The sequence below is a fragment of the Mycobacterium triplex genome, assembly GCF_000689255.1.
Taxonomy (GTDB): domain Bacteria; phylum Actinomycetota; class Actinomycetes; order Mycobacteriales; family Mycobacteriaceae; genus Mycobacterium; species Mycobacterium triplex.
Genome location: NZ_HG964446.1, coordinates 599,455 through 617,250, shown reverse-complemented (window position 1 = coordinate 617,250; position 17,796 = coordinate 599,455). Strand labels below are relative to the sequence as shown.

Genomic DNA, 17,796 nt, shown 5'->3' with positions numbered 1-17,796 from the left:
GTCAGACTGCTCCTTTGCCAGATTCGTTCTGGTTCAGGATTTCTCGCAGCACGAACACCGTCCAGGCCGCAATGTAGTCACGCGGGAGGCGGCTCGGGCGACGGCGCCGGGCCGGTGAGCGTGGAAAGCAACCGCAGGCGCTCCTCGGCGGTCGAGCCGGACTCCGCGTAATAGGTGACGAGCACGTGCTTGGTATCCGGTAGCACGAACGTGCGGTAGCGCAGCTCCAGCAGGCCCACTTGTGGATGGTCGAGTATGGCTGGGCCACTGGTCTTTTGCTTGACCTCCTGGCGAGCCCACAGCGTCCGGAACCGTTGGCTGGCAATGCTGAGTTCACCGATCAGCGCTTGCAGTTCCGGGTCGCCGGAGTTGTCTTCGGCGACGTTGAACCGCAGCGACGACGCCAGAATGCCGGTCACCTCATCCCAATTGCGGATCCAGTTCCGCAGCGCGGGTTCCAGGAACACCGCCCGCATGTGGTTGATGCCTGGACCAAAGTACGGCGTCAGCGCGCACGCCATCGCGTTGGCCGCCACGATGGTCATCCGCCGGTCGTGAACGTAAGCCGGGGTCAGATGCCAATTGTCAATCAGTGTTTGCAAACCGGGGTCAACTTTCTCGACCGGCGGCGCACCGCGCCGTCGCCGCCGGGGCACGGGGCGAGCGAGGTTGCGCATGTACTGGGTGGCGTCGTCGTTGAGCTGCAGCGCGCTCGCCAAGCCCTCCAGAACCTGATCGGAAGGTTGACGTTCCCGGCCTTGCTCGAGCCTCAGGTAGTACTCGGCGCTGATGCCGGCCAGCATCGCGACTTCCTCGCGGCGCAAGCCCGCGACCCGGCGGCGCTCACCCTCGGCCAGCCCGACATCTGCGGGCTTCAGCAGATCGCGGCGCGTTCTCAGAAACGTCGCCAACGACTGCGTATCGTGCATATTTCGACGATAGCGCTGGCGCGCCCGCACAGGGTAACCGCGTTGCTACCAGGAATTGCGCGGCTATGACTTATCTTGCCCGCCAAGGGAATCCCTACCTCACGCCTCGACTCAGGAACCGATTTGTGTGTCTTGTCCCGCGGCACGGAACTTGGTGGGCCACAATGCCATCCGATCGAGCAGCCCGTCCCGCAACACGAGCGTGTGGAACAGAACCGCGCACATGTGGGCGGTGAACGCGGCGAACAACAGGAAGGCGAGCACCCCGTGGCACTCCCGCAGCATCGCATACAGATCGAGGTTCTGCGGTGCGATGCCGGGCAGGCGTAGCGGCCCCACCACGATGACTGGTAGGCGGGCAGCCGAAAGCGTGGCCCATCCGATAACGGGCTGGATCAAAAGCAACGCATAGAGCGCGTACTCCGACCACGTCGCGATGCGCCGTTCGGCGCGGCCCATCGTGGCCAAAAACGGTGGCGGGCGGTGCGTGAGCCGATTCGCCAGCCGCACCGTCGCGAAGATCAGGATCGCCACACCCAGCGGCCGGTGGATAGCCAAGAGCAACGGGTAGTAGGTCAGCGATGCGATCATGGTCACGCCAATAATTAGCTGTACGACAACCATTGGTGCCATCGTCCAGTGCAGAATCCGGGACACGATCGTGAAACGAGGTGCCGTGCCCGACTTTTCGGCTTCTACAGCGCTCATGAGCGCACCTGCCCGACGTTGATCGCGCTGGGCGACTTGGGTTCCTCGGCGCGGCGGGTGAACGAGCGCGCGTAGACGGCCGACCGCGCGGCGAGCAATGGATCGTCGGACACGGTGATGCCGTCGGGTAGCACGGTCGGGTCGAAGTTGATGTCGCGCGCGTTGCCGGCTTCCTCGGTCTGCACCGCATCGATGGTGATGGTGCCGGCGTCGATCGACCGCCGTGATTGCGGCCAGGGCTTGGTGGCGTCGTTGGTCGGGTCGCCCGGTTCACCGATGGTGAGGACCAGTTTCCACGTCAGCGGTCGCTGCGCCACGGTGCGGATGAGCTCGTCGAACAAGTAGTCCTTGTCGGCCGACGCCGGCGGGCCAGACTGCCCCTTGTTTTGCGGCGCGACCGCAGACCAGCGCACCGGGACGGTCGCGCCGGCGCTGTTGGTGAAGTAGAACGCATTCAGACCGTGAAACGTGCTGTCCGCGAACCCCGCACTCGGCGGTGTCTGCTTGATGATTTTCAGCGCGGCGACGGTCTCGGGATGCCGGTCGAGGAATGCGGCCATCTTCTCCGGATCGGGTTTGCCGGTGGCGGGAACGGGTTTGGACGCGAGCAACCGCTCGTAGAAACCTTGCGGGGTGCGGTCGGTGAAGACCGGGAAGTTGATCATCGCGGTGCGCCATTGCTGGCCGCCCGGCACCTGGAACAGCAGCCCCAGACCGCGGACGGTGTCGGGCTTGTCGCTTTGATCCGGCAGCCCACCGCCCAGCGAGAACCGGCCGATCACCGGAGTGTTTCCGGCTCGGAAGACCGTTGCCCGGCAGATGGCCGCGCCGGCCCCGGTGCTGGAAAACGATCCCGTCGCGCTCAGCCCTTTGGCGTGATTGCGCCGAAACCCGTCATGGCGGCCGAAGACGTGCTCGAACCGATCGGCGAACCGCGGCGGGGTCAGGTCGTCGGGCCGCAACCAGCCGCCGGCGTAGGCGAACCCGCCCACGTCCACGGCGGCCACGCCGGCCACCGCACCCATTCCCAGCAGTGCGCCGCGCCGCGTGACAGCACCGAAGCGCGGCCGTTTTTCGGCGGGCCGATCTCCCGGCTCCTGATCGCGATCAGCGGGCTCCATGGCCCACCGTCCTTTCCGTACTGCCGCGCAGCGTGGGACTAAGTCGCTGAAGGCAATTCAATCCGTGGGCTGTTGAGGTGCGCAACTCTCAAGGGGCTACCGATACGCACAATCCGGACCACGACGCGGCAAGAGGATTCGTTCAACTCTCGCCAAGACCTTCACTATTTACGCTCCGAGGCGTAGCGTAATGGTCGGCCGAGGCCGGGCGTCCCCCGGTCTCGTGTCCACCATCTCCGGCCAGCCAGCCCATGGCGACCCCGAACAGACTCGGAGGAGAACAATGTTCGACCTCAAGATCACCGGTGGCACGGTTGTCGACGGCACTGGCGCCGAGCGCTACCAGGCCGATATCGGCATCAAAGACGGCGTGATCGTCGACGTCGTTCGTCGCGGTGCCGACGACGGCGGCCTGCAGGCGGCCGAGGCCGCCGAAACCATCGACGCGACAGGGCATGTGGTGGCCCCCGGCTTCGTCGACATCCACACCCACTACGACGGCCAGGTGAGCTGGGACGGCCTGCTGGAGCCGTCCAGCGGTCACGGCGTCACCACGATCGTGACCGGCAACTGCGGCGTCGGTTTTGCGCCGGTGCGGCCCGGCAGCGAGCAGTGGCTGATCGAGTTGATGGAGGGTGTCGAGGACATTCCCGGCACCGCGTTGACCGAGGGCATCGAATGGGGCTGGGAGACCTACCCCGAGTACCTCGACGCGATCGGCAAGCACAAGTTCTCGATCGACGTGGGCAGCCAGGTCGCCCACGGCGCGATCCGCGCCTACGCGATGGGCGAGCGCGGCGCCCGTAATGAGCCGGCGACGCCCGACGACATCGAGGCGATGGGCCGGCTGGTCACCGAGGCGATCGAGGCGGGCGCGCTGGGCTTCTCGACGTCGCGCACGATGGGGCACCGCGCAATGGATGGCGAACCGGTGCCCGGCACCTACGCCGCCGAGGACGAGCTGTTCGGTCTCGGCCGGGCCATGGCGGCCGGCGGCCAGGCGGTGTTCGAGTTGGCGCCGCAGGGATCCGCGGGTGAAGACATCGTCGCACCCAAGAAGGAACTGGACTGGATGCGACGGTTGAGCGGCGAGATCGACCGGCCGGTGTCGTTCGCCCTGATCCAGGTGGACGCCGATCCGAACCTGTGGCGCGAGATGCTCGACCTCTCCGCCGACGCGCATGCCGAAGGTGCCCGGTTGTACCCGCAGGTGGCCGCGCGCCCGTTCGGCATGATGATCGGGTTCCAGGGCCACCACGGCTTCAGTCATCGGCCCACCTACCGCCGGCTGGCGGCGGAGTGCGGCCGCGCGGAGCTCGCGCAACGACTGGCCGACCCCGCGGTCAAGGCCGCGATCCTGGCCGAGGACGACCTGCCCACCGACCCGAGCCTGCTCTTCGACGGCATGTACGCGCTGGTGCAGCACTCGCTCGGCCGGCTCTTCGCGCTGGGCGACCCGCCCGACTACGAGCCCACGGCCGACCGCACCGTCGCGGCCATCGCCAAGGCACGCGGCGAGGACCCGCTGTCGACGCTGTATGACCTGATGCTGGAGCGGGACGCGACGGCGATGCTGATGCTGCCGCTGTTCAACTACGCCGAGGGCAACCACGACGCGATCCGCGAGATGCTGCTGCACCCCGCCGGCGTGCTCGGGCTCTCCGACGGCGGGGCCCACTGCGGAATGATCTGCGACGCTTCCTATCCCACCTTCCTGCTGACGCACTGGGCGCGGGACCGGCACCGCGGCGACAAGCTGGCGCTGGAATACGTGATCCGCAAGCAGTCTCGGGACACCGCTCACCTGTTCGGTCTGACCGACCGCGGCACCATCGAGCGGGGCAAGAAGGCCGACATCAACGTCATCGACATGGACGCGCTCACCCTGCACCCCGCGGCGATGGCCTTCGACCTACCGGCCGGCGGTAACCGAATCCTGCAGGGAGCCAGCGGGTACGCGGCGACCATCGTCAGTGGAACGGTGACCCGCCGCAACGACGTCGACACCGGAGCCCGGCCGGGCCGGCTGGTACGCGGAGCGCGTTAGGGCCGCGTCGGTGACAGCGGCTGCCGGCAATCCGGCGCGCACCCGGGACGAGGATGCGATCGGCACCCCGCCCGAAAACCCCACGCTGGTGCCGGCCGAGCGTTACTACTCGCCCGCATTCGCCCAACTCGAGATCGAGCGAATGTGGCCGAAGGTGTGGCAGGTCGCCTGCATGGTCGACCACGTCGCCGAACCGGGCGACTACTTCGAATACCGGTGCGGCCCATACGGGGTGCTGATCGTCCGCGGTGACGACGGCGTGCTGCGCGCATTCCAGAATGCCTGCCGCCATCGCGGCAACTCGCTGTGCACCGGCTCGGGTTCGGGACTGCGCGAGCTCAAATGCGGCTATCACGGTTGGACCTGGGACCTGGCCGGCACGCTCAAGCGGGTGCCCAACCGCAAGGGCTTCGGTGCCCTGCACATGTCCGACTTCCCATTGCTGCCCGCCCGAGTCGAAAGCTGGGACGGGCTCGTCTTCGTCAATCTCGATTGTGGCGCGACGCCGCTGCTCGAGTACTTGGAGGCGATGCCCGACGACATCGCGTGGTGTCATCTGGAAGATTTCCGCTGCTATGCGACTCTCACGATCGAGGTCGAGGCAAACTGGAAGACGATCGCCGACGGGTACAGCGAGACCTACCACGTCCAGACCCTGCATCCGGAGTTGCTGCGATGCGTCGATGACATCCATGCGCCACAACAGATCTGGGGCCACACGGGTAAGTCCGACCAGCCCTACGGTGTGCCGAGCCCCCGCTTCGACGGCGCGCTGAGCGACGAAGAGGTCTGGGACGCTTACGTATACACCCAGGGTGCGCTGATGGGCGCGGCCGAAGGCACCCCGTTCCCCGCCGACGAACGCCGACCCGGACAGACGGTCGCCGACCTGATCGCGCAACGCACCCGGGACTTTGCGGCCAGCCGGGGAGTGAACCTGGATTGGGCCGACACCGACCGGATCACCCGGCTGCACCAGTACAACGTGTTCCCGAACATGACGTTGTTGGCCAACGCCGACCACCTGACGATCATGTGCTCACGGCCCGGCCCGGATCCCGATCACGGTGAGTTGGTGATGTTCTTGATGACCCGGATGCCGCCGGGCGCGGCGCGCAACAAGCCGACGGACGTTCGGGTGAGCGCCGGGGAAGCCGAACCCGGCCTGGTTTTGACCCAGGACATCCGGGTGCTACCGGGCTTGCAGCGCGGCATGCATCAACCCGGTTTCACCCACGTGGTGCTCTCGAGCGAGGAGCGCCGGGTGATCAACATGCACCGCAATCTCGAGCGCTACCTAGAGCTACCCGAATCGCAACGGATTATGGGCGGCTAGCCCGAACTTCGGCGCGCCGCCTCTTGGGCAAGTTGGACGCGCGACACCAGGCCGAGCTTGGTGTAGACGTGGGTGAGGTGGGTTTCGACCGTCCGCGCCGAGATGAAAAGCCTTGCGGCGATGTCCTTATTGCCCAAGCCCTCGCAGACGAACCGAACGACGTCCAGTTCGGCCGGGGTGAGTGAGGCCCAGCCGGTCGACGGGCGTTTGCGTTCACCGCGGCCGCGCCGCGCGTAGGCGATCGCTTCCTCGGTAGACAGTGCCGCGCCCTCGGCCCAGGCGACGCCGAAGTCATTCTGGCCCATGGCATCTCGTAGTGCGGCGACCGACGCTTCGTAGTCGGCGCGGTAAACCTCGTACGGAACCTCGCCGGTGCGCTGCCGGACAGCGTCCGCCGCGCCGAAGAGTCGGGCCGCCTCTGAGTAACTCTCGTCTCGGGTGGCCAGCGAAGCAAGAAAGTCGAAGATGGCGGGTGCGCCCAGCTGTGCTCCGCTATCGGCCGCACACGCCAGCGCGTCGTACGCATCGCGCTCGGCTGCAAGCGCGTCGCCCTCAGCGAGCGCCACCCGAGCGCGGGCGGTCAGCGCCATCATCCGGAAAAACCCCGTGGTTGCCGACACGGCTTGATCGGCCCAGACACGGGCCGCAACGAGATCGCCTGCCGCAAGCTCGGTTTCGGCTCGCCATAGGGTGTTCGTGGTGGTAAACCCGGCGTCCGGTATGCGGCTATAGGCCCGTATCAGAGAGTCCCTGGCGGCCGTGGCGTCACCCGCCGAAAGATGTGCAGCACCCAACGTCAGATGGCCGAGCCCTTCGATCACCACGCCGAGGTCGGCGGCGGACGCGATAGCCGTTTCGGCGGCGGCAACGGCCGCGGCCGTCTTGCCCTGCCACCCCAGGACAAAGCTCTGCGTCATGAGGGCGTTGAACCTGCACAACGGGTCGCCGGCCGCATCGGCGTCGACGATTAAATCCCGCAATTCAGCGTCGGCGCCGGGTAGGTCGCCCAGCACCGCGCGCCCTCCGGCGATACCCCACAGGCGGCACTGAACGGAGGCGTACCGGTCACCGATCGCGTCGGCCAGGTCGCGCCCTTCCTCGGCCACGCTCGGCGCTACCGGGTCGCCGGCAATCATGGCCGCATAAGCCTGGAAACCCAGCAGTTGGCTCAGCCTCCATTTGTCGCCTAGAGCGCGGGCCAACTCGACGGCCTCGGCGAAGTAGGTTGCCGCCTCTTCGGGGTTGAACGCGGCCGTACCAAAGCACGCGGTGAGGGCGCGGACCAACAGGGATGGGTCATCGAGTTGGCGAGCGATCGCCAGCGATTCGGCGGCCTGGTCCTGGCGCTCCGGCACGCCGACCCAGCCGTCCAACAGGGCCGCGTCGGCCAGCGTCCGCGCCAGCACCGCCGGTGCCACCTCTCGGTCCACGGTGTCGAGGTCGGCCAGTGCCTCATCGATCCAGCTCAGTCCTTCGCGCAGGCGGCCCCGGGTGAGCCACAGCGGCTGTAGCGACGACGCAATCTGTAGCGCGAGTTCGACATCAACGTTTTCCCGGCTCCACGCGAACGCCGCACGCAGGTTGTCGATCTCGATCTCGATTTGCTCAACACGCTGTTGGTGTCCGGCGGCGGCGGGCGCGTCAAGCCGGGTGGCCATCGCCGTGTAGTAGTCGCGATGACGCGCTCGCACGGTATCGGCTTCACCGGAATCGCCGAGCTTTTCTAAGGCGTATTGGCGCACGGTCTCCAGCAGCCGATAACGCATACGGCCACCGGTGTCGTCGGCCACCACCAACGACTTGTCGACGAGCAAGGTGAGCTGATCGAGGACCTGGAACCGCTCTATCTCGGTGTCGCCGGTGACGGCGCGGGCGGCCGACAGATCGAATCCGCCTATGAATACCGCGAGGCGGCGAAACAGCACCCGCTCGGGTTCGGTCAGCAGAGCGTGCGACCACTCGACCGACGCACGAAGCGTCTGCTGTCGGCGCACCGCCGTGCGGCCCCCACCGGTCAGCAATCGGAACCGATCGTTCAGACTGTCGGCGATCTCTGTCAGCGACAGCGCCCGAACGCGGGCCGCGGCCAGTTCGATGGCCAGCGGCATACCGTCGATGCGGCGGCAAATCTCCCGGACCGCGTGCACGTCCTCGTCGCTCGTTTGGAAATCCGATCGTGCCCGGCGGGCGCGATCGACGAACAACTCGATGGCCTCGTCGTCCAACGAGAGAGACGGCACGCGCCGAGTCACCTCGCCACTGACGCCGAGGGGCTCACGGCTCGTTGCCAACAACGTCAACCCGGGACAACCACTGAGCAGCGCTGTGGTCAGGGCGGCGACCACATCCAGCAGGTGCTCACAGTTGTCGAGCACCACCAACGTTCGACGATCCGATACAAACCGTGCGATCGCCTCCATTGCCGAGCGCCCCGGCTGATCCGGGAGGCCCAGAGTTTTGGCCATCGCGGCCGGGACCAGGTCGGGGTCGGCGATCGGCGCCAGGTCGACGTACCACGCTCCGGCATCGAAATCGGCGGCCACCTTGCCCGCGACCTCTATCGCCAGCCGGGTCTTGCCCACGCCGCCCGTGCCGGTCAAGACGACCAGCCGCTCGACAGCGAGGATCCGCCGCAGGTCGGCAATCTCGGCGCCGCGGCCGACGAAGCTGGTTAGCTGCACCGGTAGGCGTTCGGCGGCAGCGGATTTCGACGGTGTCGATGTTCGCAGCGGCGGAAAGTTGTTGTGGATGTCGGGGTGGCAGAGTTGCACCACCCGCACGGGTCGGGTCACGCCACGCAGCTCATGACTGCCTAGCTCGATCAGCCATGCGCCGGCCGGCAACGCGTCGGCAACAAGTTCCTCGGTGGCGCCCGAGAGCACGGTCTGGCCACCATGGGCGAGATCGCGCAGCCGAGCCGTCCGGTTGACCGTCGGACCGACATAGTTGGACTCGTCGCGCAGCTGCACCTCGCCGGTATGCACGCCGATGCGCAGCCGGATCGGCGCCAGAGGCGCGTGCTGCAGGTCCAGCGCACATGCGATCGCCTGGCTCGCACGGGCAAACGCGACCACAAAGCTGTCACCCTCGCCCTGTTCCACGGGCCGTACCCCGCCGTGTGCAGCTAACAGTTCGACCAGGATGCGATCCAGGTAGGCAACGGCGGCCGTCATCTCCTCCGGCTGGGTTTCCCACAACAGCGTCGAACCTTCGATATCGGCGAGCAGCAGCGTCACCGTTCCGGTTGGTAGCTCGCCCATGCCCAACTCACTCCAGGTCAACGACGGCGTGTTCGCGCGTGGATCAGTTTCGGTCATGCTAGCCAGCATCTGGTGCCGGGGAGTCGCAAAACATCGTGGAAATCCCGTACATCGACGCCGCCGGGCCAGCTCATCGGTCCGCACCGTCAGGGAGCGGCCATGCGTGGCAACCGCGCTTCGCGCCTTCATTTCCGTGTTCGCCCCGATGGTCTGACGCCAACGAAATCAGATAGTCGATTTCGAACCGACCAAGGAGGACCACCGTGACCGCGACGCTCGACTGCCCCAATGTTTTCGATGCCGGACTTCCGAGGATCGACTACGCACGGGCCCAGCACCCCGACGAAGCCCATGCAATCATCAGCGGCGCCCGCGCGCAGGCGCCAATCGCTATCGGCCCCTACGGGCCGGAGCTACTGAGCTACGATCTTGTGCGCACCGCACTTCGCGACGTTCGCTTCCGCATGCCGCAGGGCATGTTCCTTGCGGCCCAAGGCATTACGTCGGGCCCGTTATGGGACCGCGTCGCAGCCCTCATCATTAGCCTCGACGGCGAGCAACACCACCGGCTGCGCAGGCTGGTCAGCAAGGCCTTCACACCCAACGCGACCGCGCGGCTGCGCACGACGATCGTCGAGATCATCACCGAACTGGTCGACCGCGTCAGCGCGAGCGGCCGATGCGACATCGTGGCCGACATCGCCCGCCGCTACCCCATCCCCGTCATCTGCGCGCTGATCGGTGCACCACCGGAGGATTGGGAGCTGTTCTCCGACTGGACCGATGACATCATGGAGGCCTTCGGCTGGAACGTCGCGAGCCAGACGCCAACGATCCTGTCCGCCTGGGAAGCACTTGACGCCTACATCGACGACATGGTCGCCCGCCGCCGCGCGGCACTGACCGACGATCTACTCTCCGAGCTGATCCGCGCCGAAGACGACGGCGACCGCCTCACCGGCGACGAGCTTCGCAACATGGTTGCCTCGCTACTGCTGGCGGGTACCGACACCACCCGCCTCCAGCTGGGCGCCGCGGTGCACGTGCTGTGTGATCACCCGGACCAGTGGGCACTGCTGGGCCGACATCCCGAACTCGCCGTCAACGCCGTCCACGAGCTCATCCGCCACTCCCCGATGACATTCGTCACCCTGCGCATTGCCGTCGAGGATGTCGAACTCGCCGGGGTCACGATCCCCGCCGGCACCATCGTCGTCATCAACACCGGTGCCGCCAACCGAGACTCCGCCGTCTACGAGGATCCGGACCGCCTCGACATCAGCCGCGCGGGCGCCCCACCGATCCAGACATTCGGTGGCGGCATGCATTACTGCCTGGGCGCCAATCTCGCTCGCTTGGAATTGGCCGAAGCGCTCACCATCATGACGCGGCGCATGCCCAACGCGCGGCGCACCGGACCGGCCCCGTGGAAGCCGGTGAACGCGTTGGGCGGACCCACGAGTCTGCCCATCGAATTCGACACCGCGCACTAACCGGGCAGTACCGTCGGCGCGTTTCCGGCACGGATTCACGTCCGATCAGATGTCGAAGGCCGAATCAGCGAGCGCCCCCCGAAAGCGCCGCCACGGGTCTAGACTTCCGGCTTGTGACGACCGCGTCGAATCCGTGTGGTGACGAACGAGGACAGCTGCCGTACCGGTTGCATATGCGATATCAGATCGTCGGCCAGCGGCGCGCGCGGCGGATGTGCCGGTCATTCGCGGACGTGGGTGTCGACACCGGACCGGTTCGTCTGCAGCAGATGCTCGCGGGCATGCCGGTCACCGACGATGAAGTCACCGACGTCAATTTCGCGCTGATCGCGACCCGGATCAAACGCGACGAGCGCAACGCCAAACGCAAGCAACTCCAGCGCCAGGGCACCCGCTCGCTGATGTTCGCCGGGATGATCCTGCTGGTGCTGAACTTCCTGTTCTGCATCGCCTACCTGATGCTCAACCTGACGGACCAGGCTCCGCTGTAGGTCAGCGCGGCGCGACGATCCCGTTGTCGTAGGCGTAGACGATCGCGGCCGCGCGGTCTCGCAATCCGAGTTTGCCGAAGATGCGGCCGATGTGGCTTTTGACCGTGACGCCCGAGATGCACAGTTCGTCGGCGATCTCGGTGTTGGAGAGACCTTTCCCGATCAAGGTCAGCACGTCGAGTTCGCGGGTGGTCAACTCGGCGATGTCGGTCGCGCGCGGCGCCTCGGCCGCTTTGCGGTAGGTGTTGAGCACCCGCGAGGTGACCGCGGGATCGAGATAGCTGTCGCCCCGGGCGACGGCACGCACCGCGCGGATCAGCTCCTCGGCCGAGGAGTCCTTGAGCACGAAACCGGCTGCGCCGGCACGCAAGGCGCCCGACAGCAACTCGTCCTCGTTGAATGTCGTCAGCGCGAGCACCGGGGGCCCGCCGGCGAGTCTGCGCGTCGCCTCGATGCCGTCCACCCGTCGCATCCGCAGATCCATCACGATGACATCCGGTCGGTGCTCGGCCACCGCGGCCGGCACCTCGTCGCCGTCGGCGCACTCGGCGACCACGACAAACCCGTCCTTTCGGCGCAGGATCCGGCGTAAGCCCGACCGCACCAGATCCTGGTCGTCGACGAGCAGGACGGCGATCTCCGGGGATTCGGGGATGTCGGGGCTCACAACTTGCACCAGGGCGGATGCCAGCCGAGATCGCCGTCTTGCAGTGGGATCTCCGCGCGCACCGACCATCCGTCACCGGTGGGGCCGACGTCGATCGCGCCGCCCAACAGTTCCACCCGCTGGCGCATGCCGCGCAGACCACGACCCTCCGAGGACTGAGCGGCGACCGTGGCAGCCAGCCGGTTGGTGACGGCAAGCCGCGCCGACTTCGCCGAAATATCCAGCGTGACTTCAGATTTTGAGTCGGATGCATGTTTGGCGATGTTGGCCAGCGACTCCTGCGTGATGCGGTACAGCGCGAGCCCGACGGCGGCCGAGACGCGTTCGGTGGGACCCTCGATGCGCAGTGTGACGGCCAGGCCCGCGCGGTCGAAATCCTGTACCAGGATGCCGATGTCGTCGATGCCGGGCTCGGGCGCGAACTGCGTGGCCTTCTTGGGCCCGCTGTCGAGCAGTCCGACCGTGCGACGGATGTCGGCCATGGCCTGCCTGCCGAGTTGTTCGGCCTGTTCGAGCGCGTCGACCGCGTCGTCGATGTCGCGGTCTTGCTGCAAGGCGCGCCGCGCACCGGTCACGTGCAGCAGGGTGATGGAAAGCGAGTGGGCGATGACATCGTGCACTTCGCGGGCGATGCGGCGTCTCTCGTCGGCGGCGGCGTGCTCGGCCAGCGCGGCCTGCGCCTCAATTCGCTCGGCCAACAGCAGCCGCTGGGTGCGCATCAGATAGCCGAGTAGCCAACCGGCTCCGACGAAACCCAAATACAGCACCACGGCGTCGAGCCGATGCGATGCGGCCGCTGCGAGCAACAACGCGGCAGCCGATGCAGCGGCCAGCAGGCCGCCGGGCACCGAGGCCAATGTCGCGACGGCCAACACCATCAGGACCAACAAGGCCGGAGCGAAATCGTCGCGCACCGGGGTCGACGTGGCGAACAACATCAGCGCGGTGGACGCGAACCACCCCAGCCACAACGGGGCCGGGGCGAGCCTCATATTGAGGACGAAGAACGCCACCGCCGGCGACAGCGCCAGCGCGAACGCGACCAGTACGACTGGAAAGTCGGCCGCGGGGCGTTGGCATGCCGCGATTGCGCCGCCCGCCACCACGGTGACGTCGACGGAGATCAGGGATGCCCAGGTGATGCCGAGGGGCATCAGCTCACTTTTGCGGCGTATCCGCTCCACCACGAAGGCCGTTGCGCCCTGCAACATCGTCCCATGGTAGAAGAGTGGACCGCTTGCCCACATCATGCTGGGGTCGGCATCGGCCTCCGCCCGTGGTAGGAGACGAAAACCGCACTTCGGCAGGACGCGCTGGGGTCGCCCACCCATTTAGCGTCACAAGTCAGTGTCAGGGTGAGGTTGCCGCTTGTTGCGGTGGTTGGATCCTGATCACCTGGTGTCTGGCTCGTAGCGTCGCTGCCGCCCTCGGGTTGGCGTTCATGGGTTTTGTCGGCATCAGGTGTGAAGGACCGGCCGGCGTGACTTGATAGGAGCGTGGCGTCGCCCCCACTGAGATGTGTCCGCCGACCGGCCCAACCGTCACCTCACAGTGAAGGAGGCAACCTCCATGGTTGTTGTTGGAGCCGATGTACACAAGCGCACGCATACGTTCGTCGCCGTGGACGAGGTGGGCCGCAAAGTCGGCGAGAAGGTCGTTGCAGCCACGACTTCAGGTCATCGCCAGGTGGTGCGATGGGCTCGCAGTCAGTTCGGGGTCGAGCTGGTGTGGGCGATCGAGGATTGCCGACACTTGTCAGCCCGCCTCGAGCGCGACCTGTTATCCGCCGATCAGAAGGTGGTGCGAGTTCCATCGAAGTTGATGGCTCAGAGCCGGGCCTCGGCGCGTACCCGAGGCAAGTCTGATCCGATCGATGCGTTGGCCGTCGCGCGAGCTTACCTGCGTGAGCCCGATCTTCCGGTGGCCTCCCACGACGAGGTGTCGCGGGAGCTGAAGCTGCTGGTGGACCGCCGTGAAGACCTTGTGGGGCAACGTACTTCGACGATCAACCGGTTGTTGTGGCGCGTGCACGAACTTGATCCGGGCCGAGCACCGAAACCGGCGTCGCTGGATCTGAGCAAGCACCGCAGGTTGCTCGGTGACTGGTTGGCTACCCAGCGTGGTCTGGTCGCCGAGCTGGCCCGCGAGGAGTTGGCCGACATCACCCGACTCACCGAAGCCATCAATGCCTTGACCAAACGTATCGGCGAGCGCGTCCGTGCGATCGCTCCGGCGCTTTTGGCGATGCCCGGCTGCGGCGAGCTGACCGCAGCCAAACTGGTCGGCGAAACCGCCGGCGTCACCCGATTCAAAAGCGAGGCCGCCTTCGCCCGCCACACCGGGGTAGCCCCGATCCCGGTCTGGTCGGGAAACACCGCCGGCCGCGTGCGCATGACCCGCTCGGGCAACCGTCAACTCAACGCCGCTCTGCACCGTATCGCGGTCACTCAAATCCGCCTCGACGGCCTTGGTCGGGCCTACTACCGAGGCCGGCTCGCCGCTGGTGACTCCAGCACCGAGGCCCTGCGCTGCCTCAAACGCCGCCTGGCCCGTGTCGTGTTCCACCACCTCCACACCGACCACCACAACCGAATCCAGCCTTGCCAACCGGCAGCGGCTTGACATAGGAGAAACCCATGACATGGAGGGGAATATTCGCGCGTATCAGCGGCCGATACGCGCTGCTGGTCGTCGGGGTGTGGGTAGCGGCGGCGGCCGTCGGCAATCTGGCAGTGCCGCAGCTGGAGCGGGTGATCGATTCGCATTCCCGGTCTTTCATGCCCGCCGATGCGCCCAGCTCGGTGGCCGCTTCCCGCGCCGCCGAGTTGTTCGGCCAACCCCCCAGCAACAACTTCATTTACGTTGTACTGGAACGTGATCGGCCCCTGACGCCGCGGGATCGCGATTATTACGACGCGTTGACGGCGGCGCTGGCCGCCGATCGCAAGCACGTGGACGTGGTGACAGACCTCTGGTCGCAGCCCGCGACCGCGGCGGGGGCGCAAAGTCCGGACCAGCGCGCGGTCCGGGTGATGGTCCGGCTGGTGGGCATGCTCGGCACCTCGCAAGCTCGCGATTCGGTAGGCTCCGTTCGCAAATCCGTTGCCGCCGTTGGCCCGCCGGCAGGTCTGCGGGTCAGCGTCACGGGGCCCGGGGGCACCATCGTCGACGAATTCACCGCGATCGACCGCCAGATGCTCGGCATCACCGCCGCCACCGTCGGGCTGATCCTGTTGCTGCTTCTGCTGGTGTATCGCTCGCCAGTTGCCGCGGCGATCCCGCTGACGTCGGTCGGTCTCGGCCTCGCGGTGGCACGGCCGGTGGTCGCCGCGCTCGGGCAGGCCGGCGCGGTGGAGGTGTCGATCTTCTCGGTGGCGCTGATGGCGGCGATGACGCTGGGCGCCGGCACCGACTACGCGATTTTTCTGATCGGCCGCTATCACGAGGGCCGGCGCCGGTCCGTTTCGCCGGCCCAGGCACTGACCGATGGCTACCGTGCCGTCGCGCCGGTGGTGATCGGGTCGGCATTGACCGTCTCGGTGGCCCTGGCCTGTCTGGGCTTCGCCAAGGTGGGCATGTTCCGCAGCGCGGGAATCCCCTGTGCTATCGGCATTCTGGTGACAATGGCGGCGGCGCTGACGCTGACGCCCGCGCTGTTGGGGTTAGCGGTGCGGCGCGGCTTTCTGGAACCGAGACCGTCGCGCACGGCCCGACGCTGGCGCCGCGTCGGTGCCGCGGTAGCCCGCTGGCCCGGGCCCATCCTAGTCACCGCGGGTGGGCTGACCCTGGTGGCCGCGTTGCCGCTGGCGGGGTTGCGGATCGGCTGGAACGAACCCGCGGCGACGCCGTCGTCCAGCGAGTCCAATCGTGGCTACGCGATGAATGACAGGCATTTCTGGGCGAATTCGCTGCTGCCCGATGTCGTGACCGTGCAGGCCGATCACGACCTGCGCAACCCCGCCGGGCTGATCGCGATCGAGCGGATCACCCGGCAGATCATGGCCGTGCCGGGCGTGCACATGGTCCAGTCGGCCACTCGGCCCGACGGAAAGGTGCCCGATCAGGCGACCTTCAGCTACCAGGCCGGGGTGCTGGGCCGTCAGTTCGGGGACGCGGTGGATTCACTGACCCAGCGCCTGGGCCGGATCTCGGAGCTGGACGATGCCCTGGCGCAGGCGCAAGCGGCGGTGGACCGGCTGGGTGGCGGATTACGCAGCGGCGGAGCGGGATTGGCCGATGTGTCGGCCGCGGCCGACGACATGCGCAGTGGGATGGACGGTGTGCAACGCACCGTGACGACGGTGTCGGGTTACCTCGACCCGTTGCGCGGCTTCGTCTCCGGAACACCCGATTGCATCACGAACCCGCTGTGCGCGACGGTCGACCGGCTACTCAAACGCGTCGACAGTCTGGTGCAGGACTCGAACCGACTCGGCGACGGTGCCGCCAAGCTCACCACCGGGTCGACCGCTGCCGCTCGAGCGATGGCGGGCCTGCCCCAAACCGTGTCGTCGATGAATAGCGCGCTCGGACAGGCGCGTTCGGCCACACACGAACTGCTGGGGCTTTCTCAGACGCTCGGCCCACAGATGCACCAGCTGACCGATTACCTGACCGAGATCGCCAACGAATTCCAAGGCAGTGCCGCGGCGGGCTTCTACCTGCCACAGCGCGCGTTGAGCGATCCGCAATACGTCAGTGTGCTGCGTCAGCTGGTATCCACCAATGGCCGTGCCACCTACTTCCTGGTCTACGGCGACGACCAGGAGTGGGGTGTCGACGGCGCCAAGCGGGCCGAACAGGTGCGCAGCGCTATCAAAGAGGCCACCAAGGAGGGAACGCTGACGCCGACAGGGGTTTACCTCGCCGGCGTCGGGCCTGTGACAACCGATCTGCAGCGATTCGTCGCCCGCGACCTCGCCTTGCTGGTGGGTGCGGCGCTTGCGCTGATCTTTGTGATCATCATGGTGATGTTGCGCAGCCCGGTGGCCGGGCTGGTGGTCGTCGGCACCGTCGTCGCCTCGTACGCATCGGCGCTGGGCGTCAGCGTACTGATCTGGCAGGACTTGTTGCACCGCGACTTGCATTGGGCCGTAGCACCTATCGCGTTCATCGCGCTGATCGCGGTCGGTGCCGATTACAACCTGCTGCTGGCCTTGCGGATCAAGCAGGAGGCGGCCGCGGGCCTGCGAACGGGCATCATCCGCGCGTTCGGCGGCACCGGCGGGGTGGTCACCACCGCCGGGATCGTCTTCGGGCTCACCATGCTGGCGCTGTTGGGTAGCAGCGTGCTCAGCATCGCCCAGATCGGCACCGCGATCGCGGTCGGGCTGTTGGTGGATACTTTGCTGGTGCGGGCGCTGGTCGTGCCGGCGGTCGTGGCGCTGCTGGGTCGGTGGTTCTGGTGGCCGGCCGGCGTGCCGCGCCGGACCGCCGCGAGCGTGAAAACGCCCGAGCGCGAACTGGTTCCGCTATGATCTTGTCGCGTTGCGTGGAGTGTGGATCGTGGGCTTTGCGGGTGCATTCAGGGCGGCGACGCGCCGATAACACACGCCATCGGCGCACACGCAAAGCCGCCGCCGCACATGCCTATTGAGACGCAAACTCAGGCGGGCCGGCGAAAGTGCACGATGTCGTGCCAGCGGTTGCCGGTCGATCGAATTCGAAGTTCTCGGGCCCGACGAGATCGCACGGCGCGCCCACACTCATGATCCAACTAGCTCACCGGCAGGTGGACGGTGATA

At 66.9% G+C, this 17,796-nt stretch carries 12 protein-coding genes; 6 read left to right on the top strand and 6 right to left on the bottom strand.

Translation table 11 applies throughout. The features are described 5' to 3' along the window. Window positions 1–77 precede the first annotated feature (77 nt). The 3 genes from BN973_RS02785 to BN973_RS02775 form a co-directional block, all read right to left on the bottom strand. Window positions 78–929, bottom strand: a complete 852-nt coding sequence (locus tag BN973_RS02785; protein ID WP_036465744.1) for a helix-turn-helix domain-containing protein — start codon at window positions 927–929, stop codon at window positions 78–80. Window positions 930–1,040: 111 nt separating this feature from the next. Then, window positions 1,041–1,637: a cytochrome b gene (locus tag BN973_RS02780; RefSeq protein ID WP_051641096.1), complete on the bottom strand. Its 597-nt coding sequence runs from the start codon at window positions 1,635–1,637 to the stop codon at window positions 1,041–1,043. Then, window positions 1,634–2,758 (bottom strand): catalase family peroxidase, encoded by a 1,125-nt coding sequence (locus BN973_RS02775; RefSeq protein WP_276328140.1) that lies wholly within the window; start codon window positions 2,756–2,758, stop codon window positions 1,634–1,636. Before BN973_RS02775 ends, BN973_RS02780 begins: the two co-directional genes overlap by 4 nt. A 283-nt stretch (window positions 2,759–3,041) precedes the next feature. Between BN973_RS02775 and BN973_RS02770 the strand changes: the two genes are divergently transcribed. Continuing rightward, window positions 3,042–4,805 (top strand): N-acyl-D-amino-acid deacylase family protein, encoded by a 1,764-nt coding sequence (locus BN973_RS02770; RefSeq protein WP_036465742.1) that lies wholly within the window; start codon window positions 3,042–3,044, stop codon window positions 4,803–4,805. Window positions 4,806–4,815: 10 nt separating this feature from the next. After that, the gene (locus BN973_RS02765; RefSeq protein WP_036465741.1) at window positions 4,816–6,141 is read left to right on the top strand and encodes an aromatic ring-hydroxylating oxygenase subunit alpha; all 1,326 of its coding nucleotides are present in this window, start codon (window positions 4,816–4,818) and stop codon (window positions 6,139–6,141) included. Here the strand turns inward: BN973_RS02765 and BN973_RS02760 are convergent. Continuing rightward, window positions 6,138–9,401, bottom strand: coding sequence for a helix-turn-helix transcriptional regulator (locus BN973_RS02760; protein WP_036465740.1), 3,264 nt, complete (start codon window positions 9,399–9,401; stop codon window positions 6,138–6,140). The genes BN973_RS02765 and BN973_RS02760 overlap by 4 nt on opposite strands. Window positions 9,402–9,664: 263 nt before the next feature. Between BN973_RS02760 and BN973_RS02755 the strand changes: the two genes are divergently transcribed. Beyond that, window positions 9,665–10,894: a cytochrome P450 gene (locus BN973_RS02755; protein WP_036465739.1), complete on the top strand. Its 1,230-nt coding sequence runs from the start codon at window positions 9,665–9,667 to the stop codon at window positions 10,892–10,894. Window positions 10,895–11,007: 113 nt separating this feature from the next. Continuing rightward, window positions 11,008–11,385, top strand: coding sequence for a hypothetical protein (locus tag BN973_RS02750; RefSeq protein WP_139830047.1), 378 nt, complete (start codon window positions 11,008–11,010; stop codon window positions 11,383–11,385). 1 nt (window position 11,386) lies between these two features. Here the strand turns inward: BN973_RS02750 and BN973_RS02745 are convergent, their stop codons facing one another. Together BN973_RS02745 and BN973_RS02740 are read right to left on the bottom strand one after the other, a co-directional pair. Next, window positions 11,387–12,052 carry a response regulator transcription factor gene (locus tag BN973_RS02745; RefSeq protein ID WP_232232014.1) on the bottom strand — a complete coding sequence of 222 codons (666 nt, stop codon included), beginning with the start codon at window positions 12,050–12,052 and terminating at the stop codon, window positions 11,387–11,389. Next, window positions 12,049–13,263: a sensor histidine kinase gene (locus BN973_RS02740; RefSeq protein ID WP_036471965.1), complete on the bottom strand. Its 1,215-nt coding sequence runs from the start codon at window positions 13,261–13,263 to the stop codon at window positions 12,049–12,051. Before BN973_RS02740 ends, BN973_RS02745 begins: the two co-directional genes overlap by 4 nt. A gap of 340 nt (window positions 13,264–13,603) precedes the next feature. Here BN973_RS02740 and BN973_RS02735 point away from each other — a divergent pair, with 340 nt between their 5' ends. After that, window positions 13,604–14,674, top strand: a complete 1,071-nt coding sequence (locus tag BN973_RS02735) for an IS110 family RNA-guided transposase (RefSeq protein ID WP_198048883.1) — start codon at window positions 13,604–13,606, stop codon at window positions 14,672–14,674. Between the two features lie 14 nt (window positions 14,675–14,688). After that, a complete protein-coding gene (locus BN973_RS02730) occupies window positions 14,689–17,529 on the top strand; it encodes an MMPL/RND family transporter (RefSeq protein WP_036465738.1) in 2,841 nt (946 codons plus the stop codon). The last annotated feature ends 267 nt before the right edge of the window (window positions 17,530–17,796 follow it).

Coding starts and splice junctions, on each gene's coding strand:
- BN973_RS02740 (WP_036471965.1), bottom strand. CDS start 13,263: ATGTTGCAGGGCGCAACGGCCTTCGTGGTGGAGCGGATACGCCGCAAA.
- BN973_RS02785 (WP_036465744.1), bottom strand. CDS start 929: ATGCACGATACGCAGTCGTTGGCGACGTTTCTGAGAACGCGCCGCGAT.
- BN973_RS02780 (WP_051641096.1), bottom strand. CDS start 1,637: ATGAGCGCTGTAGAAGCCGAAAAGTCGGGCACGGCACCTCGTTTCACG.
- BN973_RS02770 (WP_036465742.1), top strand. CDS start 3,042: ATGTTCGACCTCAAGATCACCGGTGGCACGGTTGTCGACGGCACTGGC.
- BN973_RS02730 (WP_036465738.1), top strand. CDS start 14,689: ATGACATGGAGGGGAATATTCGCGCGTATCAGCGGCCGATACGCGCTG.
- BN973_RS02775 (WP_276328140.1), bottom strand. CDS start 2,758: ATGGAGCCCGCTGATCGCGATCAGGAGCCGGGAGATCGGCCCGCCGAA.
- BN973_RS02760 (WP_036465740.1), bottom strand. CDS start 9,401: ATGGGCGAGCTACCAACCGGAACGGTGACGCTGCTGCTCGCCGATATC.